The organism is Neobacillus sp. C211 (genome assembly GCF_051842875.1).
Taxonomy (GTDB): Bacteria; Bacillota; Bacilli; order Bacillales; family Cytobacillaceae; genus Neobacillus.
The window spans coordinates 218,229-236,773 of sequence record NZ_CM122574.1; the positions used below are offsets into that span (position 1 = coordinate 218,229).

At 36.2% G+C, this 18,545-nt stretch carries 18 protein-coding genes; 4 read left to right on the forward strand and 14 right to left on the reverse strand.

Going from position 1 to position 18,545, the window contains the following annotated elements; all coding sequences use genetic code 11:
- Positions 1 to 27: 27 nt before the first annotated feature.
- From ACSU6B_RS01150 to ACSU6B_RS01165, 4 genes are read right to left on the reverse strand one after another with little or no spacing between them, the layout of a single operon-like run.
- On the reverse strand, positions 28 to 933 hold the full coding sequence (locus tag ACSU6B_RS01150) for an RluA family pseudouridine synthase (protein WP_410882072.1): 906 nt from the start codon (positions 931 to 933) through the stop codon (positions 28 to 30).
- Positions 934 to 951: 18 nt separating this feature from the next.
- Entirely contained in the window at positions 952 to 1,746 is a 795-nt protein-coding gene (locus ACSU6B_RS01155) for an NAD kinase (RefSeq protein WP_168242509.1), read from the reverse strand.
- A gap of 53 nt (positions 1,747 to 1,799) precedes the next feature.
- Positions 1,800 to 2,438, reverse strand: a complete 639-nt coding sequence (locus ACSU6B_RS01160) for a GTP pyrophosphokinase (protein ID WP_214999607.1) — start codon at positions 2,436 to 2,438, stop codon at positions 1,800 to 1,802.
- A gap of 19 nt (positions 2,439 to 2,457) precedes the next feature.
- Positions 2,458 to 2,823, reverse strand: a complete 366-nt coding sequence (locus ACSU6B_RS01165) for a hypothetical protein (RefSeq protein WP_215015655.1) — start codon at positions 2,821 to 2,823, stop codon at positions 2,458 to 2,460.
- Positions 2,824 to 2,943: 120 nt separating this feature from the next.
- Here ACSU6B_RS01165 and ACSU6B_RS01170 point away from each other — a divergent pair, with 120 nt between their 5' ends.
- The 3 genes from ACSU6B_RS01170 to ACSU6B_RS01180 all read left to right on the forward strand — a co-directional run bounded on the left by ACSU6B_RS01170 (position 2,944) and on the right by ACSU6B_RS01180 (position 5,010).
- Positions 2,944 to 3,534 (forward strand): CYTH domain-containing protein, encoded by a 591-nt coding sequence (locus ACSU6B_RS01170; protein ID WP_410882075.1) that lies wholly within the window; start codon positions 2,944 to 2,946, stop codon positions 3,532 to 3,534.
- 206 nt (positions 3,535 to 3,740) lie between these two features.
- Entirely contained in the window at positions 3,741 to 4,148 is a 408-nt protein-coding gene (locus tag ACSU6B_RS01175) for a globin domain-containing protein (RefSeq protein WP_168242505.1), read from the forward strand.
- Complete coding sequence (locus tag ACSU6B_RS01180; RefSeq protein ID WP_439276188.1) at positions 4,132 to 5,010, forward strand: ClpXP adapter SpxH family protein; 879 nt, start codon at positions 4,132 to 4,134, stop codon at positions 5,008 to 5,010. Before ACSU6B_RS01175 ends, ACSU6B_RS01180 begins: the two co-directional genes overlap by 17 nt.
- A gap of 601 nt (positions 5,011 to 5,611) precedes the next feature.
- Here the strand turns inward: ACSU6B_RS01180 and pepF are convergent.
- From pepF to spxA, 5 genes are all read right to left on the reverse strand, one after another.
- On the reverse strand, positions 5,612 to 7,435 hold the full coding sequence (pepF, locus tag ACSU6B_RS01185) for an oligoendopeptidase F (protein ID WP_410882079.1): 1,824 nt from the start codon (positions 7,433 to 7,435) through the stop codon (positions 5,612 to 5,614).
- A gap of 145 nt (positions 7,436 to 7,580) precedes the next feature.
- Positions 7,581 to 8,777, reverse strand: a complete 1,197-nt coding sequence (locus ACSU6B_RS01190) for a competence protein CoiA (RefSeq protein ID WP_410882081.1) — start codon at positions 8,775 to 8,777, stop codon at positions 7,581 to 7,583.
- A 105-nt stretch (positions 8,778 to 8,882) separates the two neighbouring features.
- Complete coding sequence (gene cls / locus ACSU6B_RS01195; protein WP_214999991.1) at positions 8,883 to 10,394, reverse strand: cardiolipin synthase; 1,512 nt, start codon at positions 10,392 to 10,394, stop codon at positions 8,883 to 8,885.
- 79 nt (positions 10,395 to 10,473) lie between these two features.
- Positions 10,474 to 11,145, reverse strand: coding sequence for an adaptor protein MecA (gene mecA, locus ACSU6B_RS01200; protein ID WP_410882083.1), 672 nt, complete (start codon positions 11,143 to 11,145; stop codon positions 10,474 to 10,476).
- 307 nt (positions 11,146 to 11,452) lie between these two features.
- Positions 11,453 to 11,848 (reverse strand): transcriptional regulator SpxA, encoded by a 396-nt coding sequence (gene spxA, locus ACSU6B_RS01205; RefSeq protein ID WP_026566143.1) that lies wholly within the window; start codon positions 11,846 to 11,848, stop codon positions 11,453 to 11,455.
- 588 nt (positions 11,849 to 12,436) lie between these two features.
- On the opposite strand from spxA, the gene ACSU6B_RS01210 reads away from it, so the two are divergent.
- On the forward strand, positions 12,437 to 12,622 hold the full coding sequence (locus ACSU6B_RS01210; protein ID WP_088086078.1) for a hypothetical protein: 186 nt from the start codon (positions 12,437 to 12,439) through the stop codon (positions 12,620 to 12,622).
- 43 nt (positions 12,623 to 12,665) lie between these two features.
- On the opposite strand, the gene ACSU6B_RS01215 is transcribed toward ACSU6B_RS01210, so the two are convergent.
- The 5 genes from ACSU6B_RS01215 to ACSU6B_RS01235 form a co-directional block, all read right to left on the reverse strand.
- Complete coding sequence (locus ACSU6B_RS01215) at positions 12,666 to 13,604, reverse strand: ABC transporter ATP-binding protein (RefSeq protein ID WP_410882085.1); 939 nt, start codon at positions 13,602 to 13,604, stop codon at positions 12,666 to 12,668.
- The gene (locus ACSU6B_RS01220) at positions 13,605 to 14,699 is read right to left on the reverse strand and encodes an ABC transporter ATP-binding protein (RefSeq protein WP_410882087.1); all 1,095 of its coding nucleotides are present in this window, start codon (positions 14,697 to 14,699) and stop codon (positions 13,605 to 13,607) included.
- A 17-nt stretch (positions 14,700 to 14,716) separates the two neighbouring features.
- Entirely contained in the window at positions 14,717 to 15,745 is a 1,029-nt protein-coding gene (gene opp3C, locus ACSU6B_RS01225; RefSeq protein WP_410882089.1) for an oligopeptide ABC transporter permease, read from the reverse strand.
- Positions 15,742 to 16,674 (reverse strand): oligopeptide ABC transporter permease, encoded by a 933-nt coding sequence (opp3b, locus tag ACSU6B_RS01230; RefSeq protein WP_088086074.1) that lies wholly within the window; start codon positions 16,672 to 16,674, stop codon positions 15,742 to 15,744. The genes opp3C and opp3b overlap by 4 nt, the downstream gene beginning before the upstream one ends.
- A gap of 112 nt (positions 16,675 to 16,786) precedes the next feature.
- Positions 16,787 to 18,481 carry a peptide ABC transporter substrate-binding protein gene (locus tag ACSU6B_RS01235; RefSeq protein WP_410882091.1) on the reverse strand — a complete coding sequence of 565 codons (1,695 nt, stop codon included), beginning with the start codon at positions 18,479 to 18,481 and terminating at the stop codon, positions 16,787 to 16,789.
- Between the last annotated feature and the right edge of the window lie 64 nt (positions 18,482 to 18,545).

The following is an 18,545-nucleotide window of genomic DNA, read 5'->3' on the forward strand; positions in this document are numbered from 1 at the left end:
GCACGTTCAAATTATAAAGGCTGCCTCCTATAAAAGCGAGTCAGCCTCTAAAATTTCACCCATATCCCTCGGTAATGGTGCAGTAAAAATCATTTCCTCTCCTGAAAATGGATGAATAAATTTTATTCTTTTACAATGAAGAGCCTGCCTAGCAATTAATGATCGGTCTCCCCCATACAAATCGTCACCAAGCAAAGGATGGTTTAAATAAGACATATGAACTCTAATTTGATGGGTTCGTCCGGTTTCAAGTGTGAGCTCCAAATAGGTAAATGCAATATGTTTCTCGATCACTTGATAATGAGTGCTGGCATATTGACCATCCGCACGAACTTCCCGCTCAATAATGCTGTCGTCTTTGCGGCCAATGGGCGCTGTAATCGTGCCACTATCTAGTGAAATCCTGCCTCCAGCAAAAGCTTCATATGTCCTTTTCACCTGCCCGCCCCGTTGCATCAAACTGAACAAGTGATGGACATGGCGATGCTTAGCAATTAGAACAATCCCTGAAGTATCCCTGTCAAGCCGAGTTACAATGTGCGTTGTTGCTTGCAGCCCACTGCGCTGATAATAGCCTACAAGAGCATTTGCCAAGCTGTGTACGGGGTGTTCTCGAGACGGAATCGTATTCATTCCTGCGGGTTTATTAACAACCAACAAATACTTATCTTCATATAGAATCGTTAACGGGATTTCTTCGCCCTTTAGTCCCTCGCTAGGACTCTCCATGGGAAAAATAACCATTACTTCATCCCCAAATGCCAACCTGTATCGAACATTTACTTCTTCTCCATTTACTTGGATACTACCGCCCTTGAACTTAATATCCGTTAAGGCCGTTCGAGAAATCTCTTCCTTTTTTAAAAATTCTCTTAAAAGTTTTCCACTATCGCTTTCACTAATTTTCCACTTCATTTGAAACGGGGAAGTCATTATAATGGCCCCTTCTCGTCAATCTGAAATAAAGGAATCATGAACTCTTTTCCAAAAAGGAAACGGCCGGAAACGGGCAAAGCGAATTTTTTCTTCTGGCACCCTAAATTGGATTGATTTTACATCCTTATGAAGCAAGGTCAGATGGTCGATGGTCACTTGAAAATCAGACCGATTTACCGGTTTAAGCATACATGTATGGTGTGCAGGGAGAATAAGCGGCGAGCCTATTGTTCTAAAGACTTTGTTATTTATCGATGCCATCTCAGCCACTTGGAGTGCAGAAATCGACGGATGGATAATCGCCCCTCCAAGTGCCTTATTATACGCGGTACTACCCGAAGGTGTTGAAACGCATAAGCCGTCCCCACGGAACCGCTCGAAATGCTGTCCGCGGATTTCCACATCCATGACGAGTGTCCCCTCGACACTTTTAACAGTTGACTCATTTAAGGCAAGATACCTTGATTCCTTCCCTGCATGTGAGTAACGGATAATCACTTCTAACAATGGGTATTCCACGACTTGATAGGGTGTTTTAGCAATCGCAATCACTAGCTTTTCAATTTCATCTGGGATCCAATCTGCATAAAAGCCGAGATGGCCTGTGTGAATTCCTACAAAGGCTGTTTTATCCAAACGGCTGCTATAGCGATGAAAGGCATAAAGGAGTGTCCCGTCACCACCAATGGAAACAACTATATCTGGTTGGTCCTCATCGTACACAAGATCAAAATCAAGTAAATAGGTCCTCATTTTGTGCATTAAAATATTTGATTTTTGATCTCCTTTTGATGTTATCGCAAATTTCATAGTATTTTTGCTCCTTGTGACTTGAATGGCTTTTCAAAAGACGGTTATGACAATTAATCCTTTTCTTCTTGTTTTAATTCTTTCTTTCTTGTAAAAAAGGCCTGAGCATCCTGAATTTCACCACGAATCAATGACATTTCCTCATCTAACCGAAATGCCGCTTCAGCTGCTCTTTTCAAACGCATTTGAATATCACTTGGAAAAACACCTTTATACTTATAGCTTAGCGTATGTTCTATGGTCGCCCAAAAATTCATTGCCAAAGTTCGTATTTGAATTTCCGCTAAGATTTTCTTTTCCCCATGTATCGTTTGAACGGGGTAGCTAATGACAACATGATAGGACCGGTACCCGCTTGTCTTTTTATGGGATATATAATCTCTATCCTCTACGATTTCAAAATCATTCCGGTTTCGTAATAAATCGACAACTGTATGAATGTCATCGACAAACTGACACATAATACGCATACCTGCAATATCTTGCATTTCCTCTTCCAATCTTTCTAGTGGTATTCCTTTCTGATTCGCTTTGTCAAGAATACTTGCGATTGGTTTGACTCTTCCCGTCACAAATTCAATCGGTGAATGAGTAGCATCGAGTTCAAATTGACCTCTCATCCCCTTTAATTTTACTTTTAATTCTGCAACAGCCTGTTTATATGGAGCTAAAAATTGGTCCCAATGCTTCATGATTTCACCTCAAAACAAATTAAGTTAAGAAAATACCCTCTACTTTTGTAACCAATTCTTTTCCATAATTACTATTACCTTTAATATTTGTTAAGAGATAATCAAATTCATCATGAAAATTTATTAGTTCTTTTTGCTCATCATTAAAGGTAGCCCAGACAGGTAACTTGTTTTCCTGTGCATTTTTTAAAAGCGGCCAGATTTGTTCATGTAAAACGATATATGTATAATCATTTTTATCTTCCATTAAGTAAATGAAAGAGTATTGGGCAGAATCTACAAGAATCTGTTCCCCTGGAACCAATTCAAGAATTGGCTCATTTGTTTCTAACATTAGTTTATCTTCTTTTATGTATGCCTTTAGGATTGCAATATTTTTCTTCATCTCTATACCTCCATTGTTCACCTACCTATTTTAGCATAATTCATCCATTTCTCCCAAGGATTGATGTTTAAGTTGGAAGTGAGATAATAAAGAAAACACTCAGTTGAAAGGAAGTACGGTATGACGCAAAATATTGAAATCGAATTTAAAAATATGCTAACAAGATTAGAATATGAAGGCCTTCTTAAGTATTTCAAGATAGACAAAAGCCAAATATTCTCACAAGAAAACCACTACTTTGATACACCTGAATTTGCTTTAAAAGGTAAAGACTCTGCACTAAGAATTCGTAAAAAGGGCGGGGCCTACGAAATGACCTTAAAACAGCCGGCATCTGTAGGGCTGCTAGAGACGAATCAGATAATAGGGGAAGAGGAAGCCTCTACCGCCATTCACCATGGGAGACTTCCAACAGGGATCATTCAGCGTCTCATCGAGGACTACCAAATTTCTTTTTCAACTATTAAATATTTTGGATCATTAATTACGGAGAGAGTAGAATTCAATTACAAACAAGGCTTACTGGTATTGGACCATAGTATTTATCTAAGTGAAGAGGATTATGAATTAGAATATGAGGTTGAAAACTATCAGGTTGGAGAAAAAATTTTTCTTGAATTTCTTAAACAATTTAAGATTCCTACACGAGAAACAGAAAATAAAATCCGCCGTTTCTATAGCAAAAAATACGAACTAACAAACCGTGATTAAATTCTTTAAATTAGCTAAAGGGAAGTTTCAATTTGGAATTTTTTCCAACATGCTACTGCCTCTTTCTTTTATTAAGAATTGCTCACTTGGTACACATTAATAATGTGTTCAGAGTGACAAATTCACATTTTCAAAGCAATTAATTTGAGATATGAAATAGGCATTGTTAAAATAAATCTACATAATACTTTAAAGGAGTTGTCAACATGATTGAGAGAAAGCTTTCACCATTTGAATCCATTGGTGAAGATACATTACACCATCTTGTGGACACTTTTTATGGACTTGTTGCACAACATCCTGATCTTGCTCCAATATTCCCAAATCAATTTACAGAAATTGCTCGTAAACAAAAGCAATTCTTAACTCAATATTTAGGCGGCCCTGCATTGTATACAGAAGAACATGGCCATCCAATGATGCGTGCTCGCCATTTGCCTTTTCCAGTTACTCCAACACGTGCGAAAGCATGGTTATCTTGCATGACTCAAGCAATGGACAAAATTGGCTTAAATGGTCCAATAAGGGACGAATTTTATTCAAGACTTCATCTTACTGCTCAACACATGATTAACACGCCTGATGGCGAGGTTTTAGGTGAAGATCGTGAATAGTTCAAGATCTTCTGGCTCCAAGCAGCAATGTGGCGGAAATGAGAAAAAACCAATTGAGATTTATATGTTTATTGACCCATTATGTCCGGAATGTTGGGCATTAGAGCCCATTTTAAAGAAGCTTCAAATCGAATATGGCCGTTATTTTTCAATTAAGCATATTTTGAGTGGTCGATTAGCCGATTTAAATTTGAGTAAGAAAAAGAATTTTGAGAATCTCGCTCAAGTTTGGGAAAAGACTGCTAGCAGGTCAGGAATGTCATGTGATGGAAGCCTATGGTTAGAGAATCCCGTCGATTCTCCTTTTACAGTTTCCATAGCTCTAAAAGCAGCTGAATTGCAAGGGAGACGTGCTGGTCTTCGTTTCCTGCGAAGAATACAAGAGGGCTTGTTTTTAGAGAAACTAAATGTTTCTAATCTTGAAGTGTTAAAGGATTGCGCTAAGAGCTTAGGTTTAGATGTGGAGGAATTCATGTATGATATCCATTCCGAAAGTGCTGCGAAAGCCTTCCAATGTGATTTGAAGATCACATCTGAAATGGATGTACAAGAAGTTCCTACGTTAGTATTTTTCAATGAAAATGTTGAGGATGAAGGAATTAAGATAACTGGTTCTTATCCATATGAGGTATATGTCCAAATTTTAGAGGAAATGCTCTCTGAAAAACCAGTGCAATCTCCCCCGCCTCCGTTAGAAACATTTATGAAATTTTTTAAATTTGTTGCCTCAAAGGAAATTGCCGTTGTTTATAATATGTCTATTTCGCAAATTGAGCGGGAGATGAAGAAACTACTATTAAAGCAAGTGGTTGAACAAATCCCCGCTAAATATGGAACCTTTTGGAGATATATCGAAGAATAGAAAATGTCGTTTGCAAACGGCATTTTTTTATTTTAACGCTATGTTAAAGGGGTATTGTTGGTTTTATAGCTAGTTGATTGGAGTTGAAATCAACAGCCTAGTTTAACAGATCCTATGAAAAAAACGAAAATGCCTTGCAGCTTTTATACTGCAAGGCATTTTTCTATTATACGAACAAAGGGGATGGGAGAAATTTTTCACGGTTCAAACAAAGGGGTATATGTTTGTTGTGATCAACTTCACGTATATAATATAGCATGGGGTTAAAGATACTGACAATAAGTTTGTGCTTTATTTCACATAATTGTCAAATATCATAATTTCATGGAATGGACAATAGACATAATAGTACGAAGAATGAAAACTACTTTTTAAAAGGGTGGCCATGTTCGATGAGAAAATTCCCTTTCATTATTATGGTACTGTTTATTTTGATTGCTTTTTTCCTCCAAGTACTCGCATTATTAAAGATCTTCCCTCTATTGCTTAGTACACCAATATTGTTTGTATCCATTTTTATTTTCATTTTTTACCTTAATGACAGAAAACGATTTAGAGGATTTTAAAAGGGATGGATGCCAATAGGCACCATCCCCTTTATTTATGCTTTTGATAACAATTGTTCTAATTCATTCAATTTTTCTTCAAATACCTTACAAGCATTTTTGATTGGCTCTGCACTTGTCATATCTACACCAGCTTTTTTCAGCACTTCGATTGGATAATCTGAACTTCCCGAACTTAGAAAGTCAACGTATCTTTTGACTGCTGGCTCGCCCTCTTCTAAAATTTGCTTGCTTAATGCAGTGGCTGCACTAAAACCAGTTGCATACTGGTAAACATAATAATTGTAATAAAAATGAGGAATTCTCGCCCATTCTAATCCGATTTCCTCATCAATCACAATATCCTCATCACCGAAATATTTTTTATTCAATTCGTAATAGCTTTCCGTTAATGCATCCGCTGTTAATGCCTCGTTATTTTGTGCCTTTTGATGGATGATGTGTTCAAATTCCGCAAACATGGTTTGACGGAACACGGTGCCTCTAAAGCCTTCTAAATAATGATTGAGTAAGTATATTCGTTTTTGTTCATCATCAATTGTTTTTAATAAGTAGTCATTTAGGAGTGCTTCATTGCAGGTTGAAGCCACTTCAGCAACGAAAATAGAATAGTTACCGTAAGGATATGGTTGTGATTTCCGTGTATAGTAACTGTGAACAGAATGGCCAAATTCATGGGCAAGTGTAAATAAATTATTTACATTATCCTGCCAGTTCATCAGAATATACGGATGTGTACCGTATGCTCCTGAAGAATAAGCCCCACTCCGCTTTCCTTTATTTTCATGCACATCAACCCAGCGATTTTCAAAGCCCTCTGTTAATATTTTCGAATATTCCTCGCCTAATGGGGCTAACCCTTTAATGACTAAATCCTTAGCCTCATCGTATTTAATTTCCATTTTTACATCCTTCACAAGTGGAGTAAATAAATCGTACATATGAAGCTCATCAAGCCCAAGCACTTTTTTACGAAGCTTCACATAGCGATGTAATAAATGAAGATGATCGGTAACCGTATTTACAAGGTTATCATAAACACTCTCAGGTATATTATTAGCGGAAAGGGCTGAATGTCTAGCTGAATCATATTTTCTTACACGTGCATTAAAATTATCCTTCTTCACATTTCCACTTAATGTACTTGAAAATGTATTCTTAAATTCACCATACGTTTTATAAACGGCTTTAAACGCATCGTGTCTTACTCTAGGATCTGAGCTTTCTAAAAAGCGAATATAACGGCCATGAGTAATTTCTACTTCTTCGCCATTTTCATCCTTGATAGATGGAAATTGAAGGTCCGCATTGTTTAACATTCCAAACGTATTGCTAGAAGCATCCATCACTTCACTCGCTTCAGCTAGCAATGCTTCCTGCTCCGCTGTTAGGACATGTGGTCTTTGCAAATTAATTTCAGCTAGAGCATGCTCATATAATTTTAGTTCTGGTTTCTCATTTAAGAAGCTAGTTACTTTGCTCTCGTCTAGAGAGAGAACTTCCGGAACAATATAAGCCAACTGGCTGGCTGCTTGTGAATACAGATTTTTCATTCTGTCATCCAAGCCCTGGTAAAAAGAGTTTGTCGTGTCTTGGTCATAGCGCATATGTGAATATGTATAAAGCTTTCCAATTCGTTCTAACAGCTTGTCTTGGAACTGAAGTGCTTGATACAGTGTCTCTGCACTTTCCCCTAATTTTCCTTCGAATTCTTTAATCCCTGGGATTTGAGCTTTTACCTCTTGAAACTCTTTTTCCCATTCCTGGTCACTCGAAAAAATATCTTCTAATTTCCATGTATCTTGTTCAGAGATTTCGCTTCGTGCTGGCAGCGATTTTACTGCAGTTTCATTTGCCATCCTTCATCCTCCATTCTATATTCGCCCTACTTAAAGAAATGATCATTACATTATATTCTCCTTATCTTTTCAAACTCCTTTTCACAATTGGCAGCTAGGAAACTATTTACACTTTTATATAGTATACCCTTATACATATTTTCATTTATTTATTTAAAAGGATTCGCTGATATTTTTGAAAAAATATCAGTTTCGCTTCCTCTCTTTCTCGATTGGACTTTGGAATCGATATCTTCCGTTTCAATTGGTAACTAGTATCTCCTTTTCTTGATATCATACCCACTTGCTCTAACAGTAAAAGGTAATCGAAAATGGCTAATATCGGATTCACTTTTTCAAGCTGTGATAAATTTCTTACAATGATTTCTTTTTTCGTAATTCTCTTATTTAAATGGCATTTAATTTCATATAGGGATATTAAATCATCGGTGCTTTTGTCGGCGATTATATCTATAAAAAAATACGTTTGCCAAATGATCGGTGGTGTTTGGAGAAGTAGTGCGTGATGGACGGGAAGACCAATTTCTGGCGGTAATAAGAAAAGATTAAGGTTTTTGTTATATATTTCATGAAAAAAAGATTTATGCTGATTCCCTGGATGAAGAGCCCAATTTAGATTGAATTTTTCATTTTCACTATTCCAGCTTGATAGATTAAACTCATTGCCCATTTTGGGCTCCAATAAATCACTTAAGTCTATTTTTTTTATAGGATAAGAGGAATGATTAGCGAAGGCATTTTTTGTGGAATAGGGAGTGATTGATTCAACCAAATGAAATTGTTGTTTTTCGGGGCAATATGATGGAATATAGAACTTTCCAGAAGTAGTGGTCCGTAAAAATAAGTACTGAAAGTTTGACAATGCAACGATATTCCTCTTTTTAATGATTATTTTGTTGCTAGAAAGAATCCATAGTGGAATGTACCCATTCTGAAGATATGAATTCGTCCGCTTAATAAAAATGCTCTCTGGAATGGTTGAGCATTGATACTCTAACGCGTATTTCTTTCCATTATAATTGAACATGATATCAGGTCGCTGTTGAATATCCCTATCATAGTACTCTAAATCGGAAGGAATCTTTTGTCTTATCAGCCACTGATAGAGTTGACGTTTTCCCTCCATGTGGTAATTCGATTCGCTTTCATAAAAATCACGGCAAGCTCCCCCCTGCTTATGGGCAAAATGAAAAATCCGCTGATCTCCTAATTTTAGCAAAACACTTTCCCCACAAATAGGGCAAAAAAATTCTTCTTTGATGCGAAGGGCCAAAAGAGTGTCTTTTTTGTAATCAAGCCCTAGACAGATTTTTTCACCAATTTTTGTTTGTGCTGTTAACAATTATTTCTCGCCTCCTTCATCTATCATAATTCGCTATAATTATCATTAATTCCTTTTAATAGCAAAAAAAACTCGCCAATTCGACGAGTTTTTTATCATGGCTTCTTAGAGTAAGGGCGATAGTAACCGAGCTGTTGATTCAAGTACTCTTAAACCCAGATGTCTTTCATGAAAAATTGTTTTATCCAGCTGTTTAGAATATTCAAGGTCATTAATATATTCATCAACTAGCTTCTGAGTACTTTTAGTACGGAATAAGAATGCATTTACCTCAAAATTCAAATGGAAGCTCCTCATATCCATATTGGATGTTCCAATCGAGGCTAGCTCATGATCAACGATAACAATCTTACTGTGCATAAAGCCCCGTTGGTATTCATATACCTTAACGCCTGCTTCTAAAAGCTCTGGGAAATAAGATCTTGATGCATGAAAGACGATCCGTTTATCAGGTTTATTGGGTACTAGAAGGCGTACGTCTATACCACTTAGTGCTGCAACTTTTATTGCTGAAAAGATATCTTCATCTGGAATAAAATACGGTGAAGCAATCCAAACTGATTTTTCCGCACTTGCAATCATTGAGAAAAAGATATTTTTGATAACACTCCATTCGTTATCAGGCCCTCCAGCGATGAGTTGAACACCACCGTGACTTTCATTATCATTTTGGGGTGATAAGTATTCGGCTGTTAGGAAACTGTGATTAGTCATGTAATACCAGTCTTGTAAAAAAATAAGCTGAAGTGTCCGAACAGCTTCCCCACGAAGCATTAAATGCGTATCACGCCAAAAACCAATGTTCTTATCTCTTCCTAAATATTCATCTCCAATATTGAGCCCGCCAACAAATCCAATCGTCCCATCTATTATGATCATTTTACGATGATTACGGAAATTAAATTTATTATTTAAAAAAGGCAGTTTTACAGGCCCGAAAATCACCATTTCGATCCCTGCATTTCTTAGGTCGTTTATATAAGACTTGGACAACTGCCAAGAACCCACTGCGTCATATAAGAAACGAATCTTTACACCTTGATGGGCCTTTTCAATAAGAATATTTTTAATTTCTTGACCAATATGGTCGTGACGAACAATATAATATTCAAGATGGATATGATGCCTAGCCTTTTTTAGTTGTTCTAAGATATGGTGAAATGTTTCTTCTCCATTTGTTAGGATTTTTGTGGAGGTATCAAAGGAAATTGGACTATTCCCCAGTTTTTGAGCCAAATTGAATAATTTACCTTGGTGTTCCCCCATTAAGCTAAGCTTTTCATCACTTCTTGGATCATCCTCACCTTCAACTGTCAAAAACGCTTGCTTATCTAAGAAATACTTCTTCCTAAACATCTTTTCTTTCCGATAATTTCGGCCAAAAAGGAGGTAAAAAATAAAACCAACCAAAGGAAAGCTACCTAGAACTACTAACCAAGTGATCGTTTGAGTTGGGTGGCGGTTCTCAAGGAAAATAACAAAGCCAATAAAAATAACTGACAGTGTAACCAAAACACTTAGGACTCCAAAGATCCCACTTGCTAATCGATCCTTAAAGAAAAACAATAGTACGGATAATACCGCCAAAAATATAATAACCCTTACTGTGTTTTTCAGTGCCCTCACCTACCCGAGTTTTTTCAGGAAACAGTTAATGTTAAAAATACCGATTTCAATATTGAAATCGGTACATTAATTAGCGAAAATGTTTTCGTAATTCAGTAAAAACATTTCCAGAAATTATTTCTTTACCATATTCTTGAATACGATGAATGGTAAGTTGTGTTTCAAAACCGTACTCAAGCAAAATACTTAATATATCGTCAATTTCATCTTCTTCAAATAAGTCTTCAGGAAATTCAATATATAAATAGTATTTTCCTTCAAAATGATACAGCATTGTCACTAAATCATCCAATCCTGAACGATTAGATAAGCTAATAACATCCTCAAAGTCTTTAAAGCCAATGAGGAATTCTAACGTTTCTTCCTCAAGAATTATATCTTCCTCATCTGAATGATTGCGATTAAAATGATGATCCAAAAGACCCTCAATCTTATCATCAGCAGGAAAATCTTTTATTTTTTCATTAGGAATGGGGAGTTCAAACTTTTCTCCATCTTTTGACAACTGTGCTTTGGTAACCAGAACCTCTAAGCCTTTATCAAGTGCTTGGACTTGAATCCAAAGAGGACCTTCAATAACAAATTCTTCCTCATCATGGACTTCATCCATCATTTCCCAAAAGAGTTCTTCACTACGTTCGCGATTGTACCAAATCTCTTCACGGTCAAAGCCTCTTTCCTCTATATCACCATATGAAATGTAAAACTTCACTGTATTTTCATTAATGCGTTCAATCTCCATTAAAAACCTCTCCCTTCCGTTTTCCAGATTGAAGGGACTAAATACCCCCAAGCAGATACTGCCTTAGCATTTACTTAATTTCAAAAAAATTTTCATAAGGGTGTAAAAAAGTAAATACTCGTGTACTTTTATTTTATGATAAAAGTACTAATAAGGGAAATAAAAAAGGCTGAAATCTAAAAAACCGTGTTAATACCTATTCAACTTAGTTAAGATTTTCATTATATTGTAGCAAAGTGGAATAGAAACCACAACGATATTATTTTTTATATACAAAAAAAGACCTCCAAAAAGAAGGCCTATTTATTTAATTAACCATACGCTGTGCTTCGCGCAACTGAAACGTTCTGACTCTTCTTGGGAGGAATCGTCTGATTTCATCCTCATTATATCCAACTTGTAAACGTTTTTCATCGATTATAATCGGCCTGCGCAAGAGACCAGGATTCTCTTTTATTAATCCAAATAAATCCTGAAGCGGCATTGCATCTAAGTTAACGTCTAATTTTTGAAATGTCTTTGATCTTGTTGAAATAATTTCATCCGTACCATCTTCAGTCATCCGAAGTATTTCTTTTATCTCTTCCATTGTTAATGGTTCGGAGAAAATATTTCTCTCTGTGTATGGTATTTCATGTTCTTCTAACCATGATTTGGCTTTCCTACATGATGTACAACTTGGTGAAGTGTATAGTGTAACCATTCGATCTTCACACTCCTCTTTTATTTGCGTCTATTTATTGATATATCCCGTATATTGAATTATTAAACCAATTTATTATAATCAAGTTAAATCATCTTTCAATAATCATTATAAATAAGTAATTTATATCATTGATTATACACCACTGTTTCTTAAAAGGGTATCTTTTTTTCAAAAAATATTGTAAGACGAAAAACAATTCAAAAATTTGTTGTTTCACTATATTAGACGAATAATTCTCCTAAAAGTTTCATATTTTTTTATTATTTCATCTTGAAATTTTTCAATAATCATTATTCCTCTTCCTATAATTTTCGTCTATACTGTGTAATTAAGAGTTTGTCATCCAGAAATAAATTGTTTTCACTACTTTAACAATTTATTTCTCTACGGCAAAAAACGATAATCCAAAATTCTATTCTCAATTAAAAATTCGCAGTGAAAACGCATTCATTTATTTTAAAAATCAAATCGAAAGTTATTTAATTTCCTCTTTAAATAAACGGTAAGTTCTTTTACAATAAAGGAGGGATATTAATATCGTGCTACGAATATTCAAAACAGCTGATAATGAAGGGGGTTAATACTATGGGAGCATACATATTGGATTTAACTATTGTTGCTTTACTAATTGTAGGAATTACTGCCCTAATGGGTGTTATTACAAACAGTTTTGGTGAAAAAGTGTTTGGTGGTAAAAATCGAAGTGAATTTGTTGATGAAAGTGCTAAATACCAGACTGGATGGAAAACTGTCGGGGGCAATAAGAAATAATAAACAAAAAAAACGATCTCGCAGCGAGATCGTTTTTTTTGTTTTATTTAGATTGTACTTTGTATTGTTTGAACTCTTTTTCCGAGCATAGAACAAAGTGACCAGGAGTCACCTCTCTAAATTCAACTGATTCATTAGGCTCGTAGTTATGTCTGGCTGGATCATATGATTTCCGTTTCCGTGTCCGTTCACTGATTGGATCTGGAGCAGGAATCGCTGATAAAAGTGATTGTGTATACGGGTGCAGTGGATTTTTATAAAGTTCATCGGCAGGTGCAAGTTCTACCATTTTACCAAAATACATAACACCGATACGATCACTAATGTATTTTACCATTGAAAGATCATGGGCAATGAAGAGATAAGTTAAGTTTTTCTCTTTTTGAAGTTTTTTCATTAAGTTAACAACCTGCGCTTGGATAGAAACATCCAACGCTGAAATAGGTTCATCAGCAATGATAAATTCTGGTTGAACAGCAAGGGCACGTGCAATACCAATTCGCTGACGCTGACCACCACTAAATTCATGAGGATAGCGGTTCGCATGCTCTCTATTCAAGCCAACGGTTTCTAAAAGCTCATATACTTGCTCCATCCGATCTTTTTTTGAATTTGCCAAGCCATGGATATCAATTCCCTCGGCAATAACATCAGCTATTTTTAATCTCGGATTTAATGACGCATATGGATCTTGGAATATCATTTGCATTTTCCGATTAAAATCTTTTAATTGTTTTTTAGACTTTTTACCGTGGACGTTAACTCCATCGTATAAAACTTCGCCGCCAGTAGCATCGTATAAACGGATTATTGTTCGACCTGTTGTTGATTTACCACAACCAGACTCTCCTACTAATCCCATTACTTCACCTTTAAATATATCAAAAGAGACATTATCTACTGCTTTTACTTCGTTCACTTTACCTTCATTAAAATATTGCTTTAAATTTTTAATCTCAAGTAATTTTTCTCTTTGAGCCATTTATTTCCCCTCCTTTATTCCAGGGAATTGACCTTGATTCGTTTTCTCTAGAGTAGCTACTGAAGTATTTCCTGCAAATTGATTTTGGCGTCTTTTTACAGCCTCAGGTGGGTTAACCTTTGGTGCATCAGGATGTAACAGCCATGTTGCTGCATAATGTGTGTCAGAAACTTTAAAGAAAGGCGGCTCTTGCTCTAAATCAATTTTCATAACAAATGGGTTACGCGGTGCAAACGCATCACCTTTTGGAGGATCTAATAAATCAGGTGGTGTCCCAGGAATCGAGAATAACTCCTCATCATGTGTATCCATGTCAGGCATTGAACTGATTAAGCCCCATGTGTATGGATGTTGTGGATTATAGAAAATCTCATCGGCTGTACCAATTTCAACAATTTTCCCACCATACATAACTGCTACACGATCCGCTACATTAGCAACAACCCCAAGGTCATGCGTAATGAAGATTATCGATGTATCAATTTTCTTTTGTAGATCCTTCATTAATTCAAGAATTTGTGCTTGAATTGTAACGTCTAGAGCAGTTGTCGGTTCATCGGCAATAAGAATTTTAGGATTACATGCCAAGGCAATAGCGATAACAACCCTTTGTCTCATCCCACCGGAGAACTGATGCGGGTATTGATCTACACGTATCTCTGCCTTTGGAATACCAACTAGTTTTAATAAATCAACTGCTCTTTCCTTTGCAGCGTGTCTGCTCATATTTTGGTGTTTAATAAGAGGCTCCATAATCTGGTTACCAATTTTCATTGTTGGATTTAGTGAAGTCATCGGATCCTGGAAAATCATTGAAATATCTTTTCCACGGATTTTTTGCATTTCTTTATCTTTAAGTTTTGTTAGATCTTTTCCTTCGAAAAGAATTTCACCACTTTTAATTTCTGAATTGTGTTCAGGAAGTAACCGCATGATTGATTTTGTTGTAACTGATTTTCCAGAACCTGATTCACCAACGATCGCTAATGTTTCACCATTATATAAATCAAAGCTTACACCACGAATCGCTTGTACTTCTCCAGAAAATGTATGAAACGATATTTTTAAATCCTTTACTTGTAAAACTTTCTCCATTTACATACACCTGCCTTCTAATCACGCATTTTTGGATCCAACGCATCTCGTAATCCGTCCGCCACTAAGTTAAAGCACACCATAATAATAGCTATCATAACGGAAGGAATAATCATTTGATAAGGAAATGCAATCATAGATTTAAATCCTGAATTGACTAATGTTCCTAAAGATGCATTCGGTTCTTGTAATCCCAACCCAATAAAGCTCAAAAATGCTTCAAAGAAAATAGCATTTGGGATTGAAAACATCGTATTTATTATAATGACACCAAACATGTTCGGAATCATATGTTTAAAAATAATTGAAGAATTAGAAGCACCTAGTGTCTTGGCAGCCAAAACAAATTCCTGACCTTTAAATTTCAACACTTGTGCTCGGACAACTCGGGCCATACTAGTCCAGCCGGTTATAGTTAAGGCGATTATGATTGGAATAATACCTGGCTTTAACACCAAAATCATTAATACAACAACAATCAGGTTGGGAATACCAACAATAACTTCTATAATACGTTGCATAACACCGTCAATTTTTCCGCCTAAATAACCAGATACAGCTCCATATGCAACACCAATGGCCATATCAATTAATGCTGCCATGAAGGCAATAAATAACGATACTTGTGTACCTTTCCAAATTCGTGCAAACTGGTCTCGGCCTAAATTATCAGTTCCAAACCAGTAATAGGCATCAATTTTCCGAACTTCATATGCGTTGTACACTGTGCCGTCTCTTCTGGATAATGTTCCATCAAATGGAAGCCATTCTACATCTTCTAAACCTTGAATACGCGGCGGCAAGTTATTATGCTTAGTGTTTTGTGTATCGAAATCATACGGCGTAATCATCGGACCAACAAATGCCAAAATAAGCATGATAGCTAAGACTACTAAGCTAACAACCGCACCTTTATTCTTCCGAACTCTTAGCCATGAATCCTGCCAAAAGTTTAGGCTCTTTTTGGAGATTTTTTCACTTTTTGATGGGTCAATATGGGCAGGAGCAAACATATCCTTTGAAATTGTAATGTCTTTGTTGCTCATTTAGTTTTCCCCCCCGATATACGAATACGTGGGTCGATGATTCCATATAGAATATCAACAATCAAGATAACAACAACAAATAATACAGCAAATAAAATATTGGTTCCCATAATGACAGGGTAGTCATTCATATTAATTGATTTAACAAATTGTTCCCCAAGTCCTGGAATTCCAAAAATTTGTTCAATAACTAATGAACCAGTCATTAAGCTAACAGCTAAGGGTCCTAATACAGTCACAACAGGTATTAATGCATTCCTAAGTGCATGCTTTAGACTAATTTGCCAACGGCTTGCTCCCTTTGCTCTCGCCAAAGTAATATAATCAGATCCTAATACCTCTATCATCTCAGTACGCATAAACCGTGCCGCAATTGATATTGGAAACATCGCTAATGCAATGGTAGGCAGAATGGTATATTCAGGTCCTTTCCATAACATAACAGGAAGCCAATGCAATTTAACAGAAATATAAAACTGAAGCAATCCAGCAAATATAAATGACGGTACTGATTTACCAACTACAGCAATAAATGTAGACCCATAATCTATCCATGTATTTTGCTTTAAGGCAGCAATTACACCCAAGAATATGCCAATTATTGCACCAACTATCATAGCTTGCAAACCTAATTGTGCAGATGGCCCAATGCGGTTAGCAATAAGTTCTGTTACAGGGGTATTGTCAAATTGAAAGGATACTCCTAGGTCACCCTTTACCAAATTCCTCATATAATTAAAATATTGAACAGGCAGAGGTTCATTCAAACCATATTTATCCAGCAAAATATCGCGCTGAACTTCTGAGAGCTTTTCGAAGTTATTAAATGGGCTACCTGGAATTAGCTTCATGAGGAAAAAAGTAAGTGATGTTACGATTAAAAGTGTAATTATCATATAGCCAGTTCGTTGTAAGATATATTTTGCCATGCCTACACCTCCTAATTTTTTAAATATTCGACGTTTTTCGACAATTCCCATACAGGTAAAAAGAGAGTATATTTCTTCAATATACTCTCTTTCTATTTGAGTAGTATAGCTACTATTTTGTGATTTTAATCCACTGGTAACTATAATCCGGACCAAATGCATGGTGAGCAAAACCTTTAACCTTTGGATTGATAAGAAGGTTAACTGAACGTTGGTAAAGTGGTGCGATTGCCGCATCATCTTCTAACAAGATTTTTTCTGCATCTTGAAGAGCTTTCCAACGATCTTGTGGCTTAGCTACAAGTTCTTCACTAGCTGATTTAATTAACTTATCAAATTCTGGATTACTATAATCCATGTGGTTTTGTCCGCCGCCAGTAACCCATAGATCCATGTATGTCATAGGGTCAGCGTAGTCAGGTCCCCAACCACCCATTAATAGATCGTAATCTTGAGCGTCTTCACGAGCAATACGAATTTTGAATGGTACAGCCTCGACAGTAATTTTTAATCCAGGTAAGTTTTTCTCTAATTGGTCTTTAACGAAAGCGTCAGTTAATTTTGAAGTTTCAGTATCTTGACCAACATAAGTAAATGCTACTTCTTTAAGGCCTGTTTCTTTAAGACCTTTTTCCCAAAGCTTTTTAGCTTCTTCTTTGTTAGTGCTTAGGTAAGTTCCAGCAGTATCACGGAAATCTTTACCATCTAAGAATGAGAAACCTTTTGGTACAAGGAAATCAGCAGGGATAGATCCGTTTGCTAATACATCTTCTGTTAAAGCTTTTTTGTCAACAGATAAAGCAATCGCTTTACGGATGTTAACATTTTTCAATGCTTTATTCTTTTCGTTCATTTTTAACCACCAGATAGATGGCTCTTGGTAGCGTAGTAAATCTTTTTGTCCTTCAAATTGAGAAAGAATCGCAGCTTGTGCAAGCTTCCCTGTGATATCAGCTTCGCCTGCAGTATATGCGTTTGCAGAAGCTTGTGGGTCTTTAGAAACGTTAAAGTTGATTTTCTCTAAAGTAACGTCTTTAGCATTAACGTAATCAGCATTCTTTTCTAATACCCATTCAGTTCCAGTTGGGCCATCCCACTTAGTCATTTTAAATGGACCATTGTAAAGTAGGTGAGTAGCATCTTTCGCATAGTTAGCGCCTTCTGCTTCAACAAACTTTTTGTTTTGTGGGTAGAACAATGGGAATGTTAAGTAAGATTCGATATATGGAAGCGCTCTCACTAAAGTGATTTCGACAGTATAATCATCTAATGCTTTAATACCTAAATCTTCTATTTTCGCTTTACCAGCAACAATTTCAGATGCATTTTTGATTTTGCCCTCCATGAAGTATGCGCCATAGGGAGCAGCAACTTTCGGATCAATTGCACGTTGCCATGCAAACACAAAATCATGAGCAGTAACTGGGTCACCGTTTGACCATTTTGTATTTTGTTTTAGTTTAATTGTGATAACAGTTTTGTCGTCATTGTATGTTGGTGCAGCCTCAGCAACGCCAGGGATAACTTTTTGGTCGGGATCTAAACGATATAAACCTTCGTTTGTAGCATTTAACATTGTGAAGCTTAATACGTCTTGAGACATCACGCTGTCCATAGATGGAATTTCTGCAGTTTCAAGAACATTAAGAACTTGTTTATCTGCTAAAGTTGTTTCCTCAGTGCCAGCATTATTATTGCCTTCATTCTTCTCTTTTCCTTCATTCTTGTCTCCGCCTGAACATGCTGCTAGAAACATGCTTAGAACTAGTGATAGAACTAAAAGTAGTGAAAGTTTTGATTTCTTCACTTGTAGACCTCCCTTTTCTATTATTCTGAAAAATTACTACATTCTCTATTATACATATTTTAAA